Below are 7142 nucleotides of genomic sequence, written 5' to 3'. Positions count from 1 at the left end.
TGGGCTTTCTCCCAACTTATAGACTAGAAAAATTCCTTCCTTCTTGGCATTGAATAGTTTTCATTTAGTTCTAAAATTATATCAACTCCCCCGAGAGGCTTCCTTCTTTAAATGTAAAAAAACGCCCAAAGGGGGGTGTCCCAATCCGAGACTGGACCAGTCGGCAACCAGGGTTTGTTGTGATTTTCGTGGCCGGTTTTAAGGTTTAGGTTGTAAAGCGCGGGCGATGATTATCCCGAGAGAGGAGTGGACGCCATGACGGAAAAGGAAATACCGACAACCACAGATGAAGGTCGGCGTGAGTTTCTGCGCAAAAGTGCTTATGCAGCTTATGCCACACCTATTATCATGGCCATTTTGGTTGATAAGGCAAATGCTGCGAAATCTTTGATTTCAACAAGCTCAGGAAGTGAAGATAAAGCACCTGATAGAAAACAAAGAGATAAACAAAGAGATTTTTAAAATGTCATTAAATGGCACGGCGAAGGCTTGTGCTCTAACTGTTATTATTTCTCCATGTTGAACATGGAAAGTTGAGATCTGCTTGGACATGGGGCAAGTTGATTGCTATTAGAGAGTGTTGAGATGCTTAATAGTCGCATTAAAATTCTTTACCTGCTTGGTTTTACACGGAGTGGGACAACTTTGTTAGACAGAATCATTGGGCGTTCTGAGGTCTTTTTTTCTCTAGGAGAAATGTTTTCGATTTGGGAATTGAACGTAATTAAAAACCAATTATGTGGTTGTGGGGAAAGTTTTAAGGAATGCGAGGTGTGGCGGCGAATATTCAAAGATGCTTTTGGCGGTTATGAGGCCATCGATGCTGAGAGAATGAGTCAGATATGGAAACAGTCCATGAGGGTTCGCCACCTTCCATTTGTACGAATGGGAGGGAGAAGATCTGAAAAGATAAGACAGCTGTCTTACTACCTCGAAAACCTTGAAAAGCTTTATAAATCTATCAAAGATAACACATCAGCTAGGGTTATAGTTGATTCATCTAAGTTGCCAACCTACGCCAATCTTTTAAGGATGATCCCTTCAGTTGACCTCTATGTTGTTCATCTTGTCCGAGATCCGCGTGGGGTGGCCTTCTCGTGGCAAAGAGCAAAAAAAGAACCCTCTGGGGGTTCTCAAGAAGAAATTATGGAGAGGTTGAATCCTAAAGCGACCGCTCTCGCCTGGAGTATTCAGAACTTGGCTTGTGAAGGATTTTTGTGGAAGCTAAAAGGGATTCCATCGGTACGCATCCGTTATGAAGAGTTCGTTCGCGATCCCCAAATGGCGCTCCACCGAATACTGAATATGATGGACGAACGGGTAGACGCTCCGGAGATTTTTACAGGCAGTGATCTGAAGTTGAGGATTAACCACACCCTTGCAGGCAATCCCAACCGTTTTCAGGTTGGGGCAATCAGATTGAAGGAAGATGATGATTGGAAAAGAGAGATGGATCTGAAGGACCGCCTACAAGTGACCACACGAACCTGGCCGCTTTTGAAGCGTTATGGTTATTCCAACTGAATTCCTAGAATATTCTGATGGATATATTTCTTGAAAACAAAATTTCAACTACGACAAAAGTGTTTACTTGGAGAGGCATATGAGCGATGTGTCAGAGACATTGCTGAGCCCTGTCCCCGAAGCAAAATTGGCTGATTGGTTACGGGGGCGAGGAAGGAAAATTGTGTGTCATCGCGGCCGTTATTGGGAAACGTCAGGGATTCAGGGGTATTACCGCCCAATTCACTGGATGGCAAGAATGGTTGCATCGGAGGCAACGCGACCGACTCCTTTTGCCTGGGGTTTCTGGACCACCCTTGCAGTCAGTGACGCAGGTTTTGCAAACGGGGCGCTTCCGGTCCATGTGTTGGATAATTATAAACAATACGATCTGCAATCGTTGAGTTCCAAACGACGGAATAAGGTTCGTAATTGTTTGAAAAAGGTAAAGTTCATTCAAATTTCAGATCCTGATCTTTTATATGAACAGGGTTATGAGGTTTTAATCTCTAACGTTCAGCGCACTGGGTTCGGTAAAGTGCCTACTTACGTTGATTACAAAAAGGATGTAGAGCAGTACTTCATTCACCATCCGGGAGTTCTGATTGGAGGTCTTATTGATGGGAAACTTGCCGGGTACGCTTTTGCCTACGCAATAGGATCGACAGCCTACATAGATTCTTTGTACCTGACAACGGAGAGTCTGTCCTCAAATATTGGAACGGCTATGGTCTTTGAACTTATCCAGATGTTCCGCCGTTCAAATGAAATTAAAGAAGTCATCAACAGTCCACATATTATTGAGAATGCCAGTTTGAGTAAATTTAAGAAGGAGATGGGCTTCTCGGTACTTCATGTTCCAACCAGGAGGTGGTTCGCTCCACCGCTGGAGAAAATTCTTATAGAGGGATACATGCGTAAAAAAAGACCCCACGGATATTATCGTTTGTGCGGCCATTATTGAGTAATTATTGTTGGGGTAAGTGAACTTATCACCATATGCAATCTTTTTGAAGGGACGTGGGATCTTATGCCTGAGTTGGAAAGCGCCAGTGTTTTAAGAGGTTACTGGGGGAGGGGTGAAATAGTGCAGACTCCAATGCGGCCTGCTTTTGACGCGACAATCAAATCCTTGACCGAAGCGGAGATGGCCTTTTGGCTGAAAGAAAGGGGATCGTTTGTCGTCAACCATCGGGGGCGCTACTGGTTGGGAGGCCCTCCCGGGTTTTTTCAGGCAGTCGATTGGCTGGCGAGGATGGATAGCGAAGAGGCCACGCGGCCAAAAGCCTGGTGCTGGGGATTCCGAACCCCCCTTTGTGAAAAGGATGCCCATCTTGCCAACGCTACATTGCCTGTCCATTTGATGAAGGATATAGAAGGCTATGGGATGGATTCCCTCAGTTCACGCCAACGGAACAAGGTGCGCAATTGCCAGAAGAGGGTTGAGTTTGTCCAAATTCTCCAACCTGACCTGCTGCATGAACAGGGGTATGAAGTTGTTCTGTCCGCTCAAAAACGAAACGGCTATGGAAAGGTTTTAACATTAAGACAATACCGAAAGGACATAAGACACTATTTTAACCCTTCTCGCAGTTTAGTTCTTGGGGGACTCATTGATGGAAAACTGGGAGGATATATCGTCAGCCATGCCGTCGGTTCGACGGCGTATGTCGACCAAATTCACCTTGCAACAGAGAGTTTACATACCAATATCGGCTTGGGTTTGTTCTTTGAGTGGATGCAGGTGTGCCAGCGTTCCGGAATTATACGTGAGGTTGTTCACAGTCCGCATGTTCCGGAAAATGCCGGCCTGACTCGACATAAAAAGGAGTTGGGCTTTTCCGTTACCCATATCCCCACCCGAGTTTGGTTTATGCCCATGGCGGAGGAGTTCATTCGAAAACGGCGACCCCATGCGTATTATCGTCTTACTGGGCATGATTAGACTTGGTTAGATCTGAAAAACAACTCCCGCCTTGACGCTTTTTCAAAAACAGATTGGGCATCTAATCTGAGCAAAGTCCATGGATCGCAATCGATGGTTTGGCTCTGCCATGGACAATTCTTTCTGCCCTTACTCCTTTAGTGTGATTACGTTCAGGGAATGGTTGTTTTTAGATTTCTTTCCATTGGGCGTTTCTCCTCGAGTCCGGATAAGAATCCGGACACGTTCTTCGTTTGGGAGGGTTTTGCATAAACCGGGTTCTTCATCTCAGAACAGGTGGGCCTCACAGGCTACCCGATTATCTTCCCAAGGGAATTCCGACCTCTGAAGCAGAAGAATCCAAAACGGCAAAAAGTCTTTTTGCCTAACCGGTTGCCAGGGTGACGATAGTCCATCGGATGCCTAGGTCGTCGCTGTTCGCACCCAGTGGTCCTCTGCTTGGTTTCCCATCATTGATATTCGCATTGTGAAATCGAACCTTGGTTCGCCCGGTTGAAGAACCAGGGTGAATCTCCTGGGGGAGGCAGGGATGCTGTTCTGGGGGCGAGAATTCGATGTTTGCCTCGGTCATCTCTAGCCTTCTGGAACTGGTGACGCGCAAACCCTGAGCAGGGTGGTTTCTGTTTATAAATATTTGATTAAAAAGTCGGTTTTGTTGAGAGACTAAAGTTATAGATTTTTTTTATTTTTTTCATACTTCCAGTCGATTGAAACCCTCCTGAAACCTTATATGCTGGTTGAGAATTAGTGAAAATTTAGCAAAAAAGTCGATTTCAGGGAGGGGCAATTTAATGATAAAGCTTGAGGCTCTTGTAAATAAAAATCGCAAATTCTTCGTTTTATCGTTTGACCTGATTCTTGTCGCTACGGCCTTTTTGCTCGCATTTGCCGTGAGATTCGACCTCAGTATCCCCGGGCGATATTGGACTACTATTGGTTTAGTTCTTCCACTCCTTATGGCCACAAAAATGGCGGTCTTTTGGGGGATGGGGATTTTCGGGGGTTGGTGGAGATATGTGTCGGTATCCGATATGCTGGTCATTTTGAAGGCCAACATTATTGGCAGCCTGGTCTTTAGTTCTTTGGTTGTTTTTGTTTGGCCATTCGGAACGCTTCCCAAGTCTGTACTGATTTTAGACGGAATCTTGTGCTTCTTGTTCTTCAGCGGCGTTCGGATTTTTACCCGAATTTGTCTTGAAAGATACAACGTAAGCCTGAAGGGGAAAACAGGAAGACAAAAGCGGATTCTAATTGTCGGGGCCGGAGCGGTAGGGCAGACGATCGTGCGCGAAGTTCGCCAGTGTCCGAAATTGAAGGGGGAGGTCGTGGGTTTTCTTGACTCGGATCCCCAACGGTTGCGCAAGCGATTCCAGGGGGTTTCTGTCCTCGGCGCTCCTAATGACCTGCAGTCGGTATGGAGAAAGAAGGGCATTGATCTGGTGATTATTGCTCAGCAGGCAGTTGACCCCAAGGATCTTCGGACCATTATGGATTTTTGTCAAAAGACCAAGGTCGAAGCGAAGATCCTGCCTCCGGTCGGGGATATTATCGGTGGGGGCGTTTCGATTCAGCATATCAGGGACGTGGAATTGGAAGACCTTCTCGGGCGCGAACCGGTGCGACTGGATGTCAAGGACATCCAGGAATACCTCAGGGGAAAGAGAATTCTGGTCTCCGGGGCCGGTGGCAGTATCGGCAGCGAAATATGCCGTCAGGTGGCAGGTTTTATGCCGGAAAGCATTGTACTTTTTGATCAGGCCGAAACCCCCTTGTTCCAGATAGAAAAGGAGCTTGCGGAGAATTATAAGAATGTGAAAACGCATCCTACTTTTAGTGATATCCGTGATCGGTCAAGGGTTGAATTTATTTTCGAAAAGTTCAAACCCCAAGTCGTTTTTCACGCCGCAGCATACAAGCATGTCCCGCTGTCGGAACAAAATCCGATAGGGGTTGTGGAAAATAATGTCCTTGGAACCCGCATCCTTGCCGATGCCGCAAACCTCTTTGGCGTCCAGCACTTCGTTATGGTGTCCACGGACAAGGCAGTCAATCCGACAAACACGATGGGCGCCAGCAAGCGTGTCGCAGAAATTTATGTCCAAAACATGGCCAGGCAAGGCCTGACACAGTTTGTCACGGTCCGTTTCGGTAATGTGCTGGGCAGCAGCGGGAGTGTTGTGCCTATTTTCAAGGAACAGATCAAGAGGGGAGGGCCGGTCACCGTGACGCACCCGGAGGTGATCCGCTTTTTCATGACGATACCCGAAGCGGTACAGCTGGTGCTCCAGGCGGGAAGTATGGGGAAGGGTGGAGAGATTTTCCTCCTGGATATGGGGGAGCCGGTCAAGATTGTTCAAATGGCCGAGGAAATGATACGACTCTCGGGATTCCGTTCTTATGAGGATATCGACATTGTCTTTACCGGTCTGCGCCCAGGAGAAAAGCTTTACGAGGAACTCGTCGGTGCCGGAGAGGGGGTATTGCCCACGGACCACGAGAAAATACGCGTGGTGCGCGCGACTTCACATAGTTCTGCCCTTTTGGGTGGGCTTCTGGAGAGGCTTGATCGCGCGATCCAGCTGATGGACAGGGAAGAGGTTCTAAACGTGTTGGAGGAGATTGTGCCTGAATACCAGCCGGAAAGGGACCGTTTGGCTCGCGGCAAGGTTGTTAAGCCCGTGCCAGTGAGGCAGGCCATGGTGGTGGCGATGGCAGGACCCGAAGCCCTGGGTTCAGAACAGTAAAAATATTTGAAGGGTTCAAAGTTACAAGGCGCTTTGAGCCAAAACAAAATATAAGGTCGGGTATTGTTCAGGTCCTTGGCTGGGCCAGGAAAGAACCTAATTATGAAAAATATCGTATTCTTGTCATTGTTTTTGACCTTTCTGCTCTCTGCGGGATCTGCACTGTCGGCTGAGAGGGGTTATCGGGTGGGTGACGGGGACGTTCTCAAGGTTACGGTCTACGACCACCCGGACCTCACGACCACTGCCCGGATCAGCAGTAGCGGTACGATTCTCTTTCCGCTGATTGGTCAATTGCAGGTCGGCGGGATGACCGGTGAGAAGGTCGCTGGGAAAATTTCTAATTATCTGGAAGACGGTTTTATTGTCAATCCCCAAGTTTATGTTTTTGTTGAAGATTTTAGAAGCAACAAGGCGATTATCAATGGACAGGTGAGAAAGCCCGGCCTTTACGAACTAAGTGGTCCAACGGCACTTTCCGAATTGATATCCAAAGCCGGAGGATTGGGGGCGGAGGCCGGGGACACCATCACAATAAAGAGAAAGATCTCTTCGCAGGGCAAGGAGGAGAAACTCCTTTCGGTCAGTTTGAAGAGCCTTATGGGAGAGGGGAATGCCAGCTTGGACATCCCCATAATGGACGGTGACAGCGTTTTTGTTGCGAGGGCAGGAATCGTTTATGTAACAGGGCAGGTAACCAAGCCGAATGCATACACAATGGATGAGAAGACATCGGTCATTAAGGCCATTACCATGGCGGGGGGGTTCTCGGAGTTAGCTGCTAAGGGGAAGGTGAAAATCATCAGGAAAGTAGGGGGGTCCGAGAGGATGTTGGAAAATGTTTCCATGCACATGGCGGTGCTTCCTGAAGACGTGATTGTGGTGCCAGAGAGTTTTTTCTGACCAAGTCGTCTATTTCTTTTTAACTTACGCAACGGAAGAAGGGCGGT

At 47.6% G+C, this 7142-nt stretch carries 6 protein-coding genes; all 6 read left to right on the top strand.

Going from position 1 to position 7142, the window contains the following annotated elements:
- Positions 1-255 precede the first annotated feature (255 nt).
- The 6 genes from C0617_RS02710 (at position 256) to C0617_RS02685 (ending at position 7095) form a co-directional block, all read left to right on the top strand.
- Positions 256-462, top strand: a complete 207-nt coding sequence (locus C0617_RS02710) for a hypothetical protein (protein WP_291315482.1) — start codon at positions 256-258, stop codon at positions 460-462.
- A gap of 123 nt (positions 463-585) precedes the next feature.
- Entirely contained in the window at positions 586-1524 is a 939-nt protein-coding gene (locus C0617_RS02705; protein WP_291315481.1) for a sulfotransferase, read from the top strand.
- A gap of 79 nt (positions 1525-1603) precedes the next feature.
- Positions 1604-2467 carry a GNAT family N-acetyltransferase gene (locus C0617_RS02700; protein ID WP_291315480.1) on the top strand — a complete coding sequence of 288 codons (864 nt, stop codon included), beginning with the start codon at positions 1604-1606 and terminating at the stop codon, positions 2465-2467.
- Positions 2468-2533: 66 nt separating this feature from the next.
- A complete protein-coding gene (locus C0617_RS02695) occupies positions 2534-3448 on the top strand; it encodes a hypothetical protein (protein WP_291315479.1) in 915 nt (304 codons plus the stop codon).
- Between the two features lie 791 nt (positions 3449-4239).
- Positions 4240-6192, top strand: coding sequence for a nucleoside-diphosphate sugar epimerase/dehydratase (locus tag C0617_RS02690; RefSeq protein WP_291315478.1), 1953 nt, complete (start codon positions 4240-4242; stop codon positions 6190-6192).
- A 102-nt stretch (positions 6193-6294) separates the two neighbouring features.
- The gene (locus C0617_RS02685; RefSeq protein ID WP_291315477.1) at positions 6295-7095 is read left to right on the top strand and encodes an SLBB domain-containing protein; all 801 of its coding nucleotides are present in this window, start codon (positions 6295-6297) and stop codon (positions 7093-7095) included.
- The last annotated feature ends 47 nt before the right edge of the window (positions 7096-7142 follow it).

This window comes from Desulfuromonas sp. (assembly GCF_002868845.1).
GTDB lineage: Bacteria > Desulfobacterota > Desulfuromonadia > Desulfuromonadales > BM501 > BM501.
Note: the sequence above shows the minus strand (reverse complement) of the source record. Positions and strands in the feature narration are given on the sequence as shown.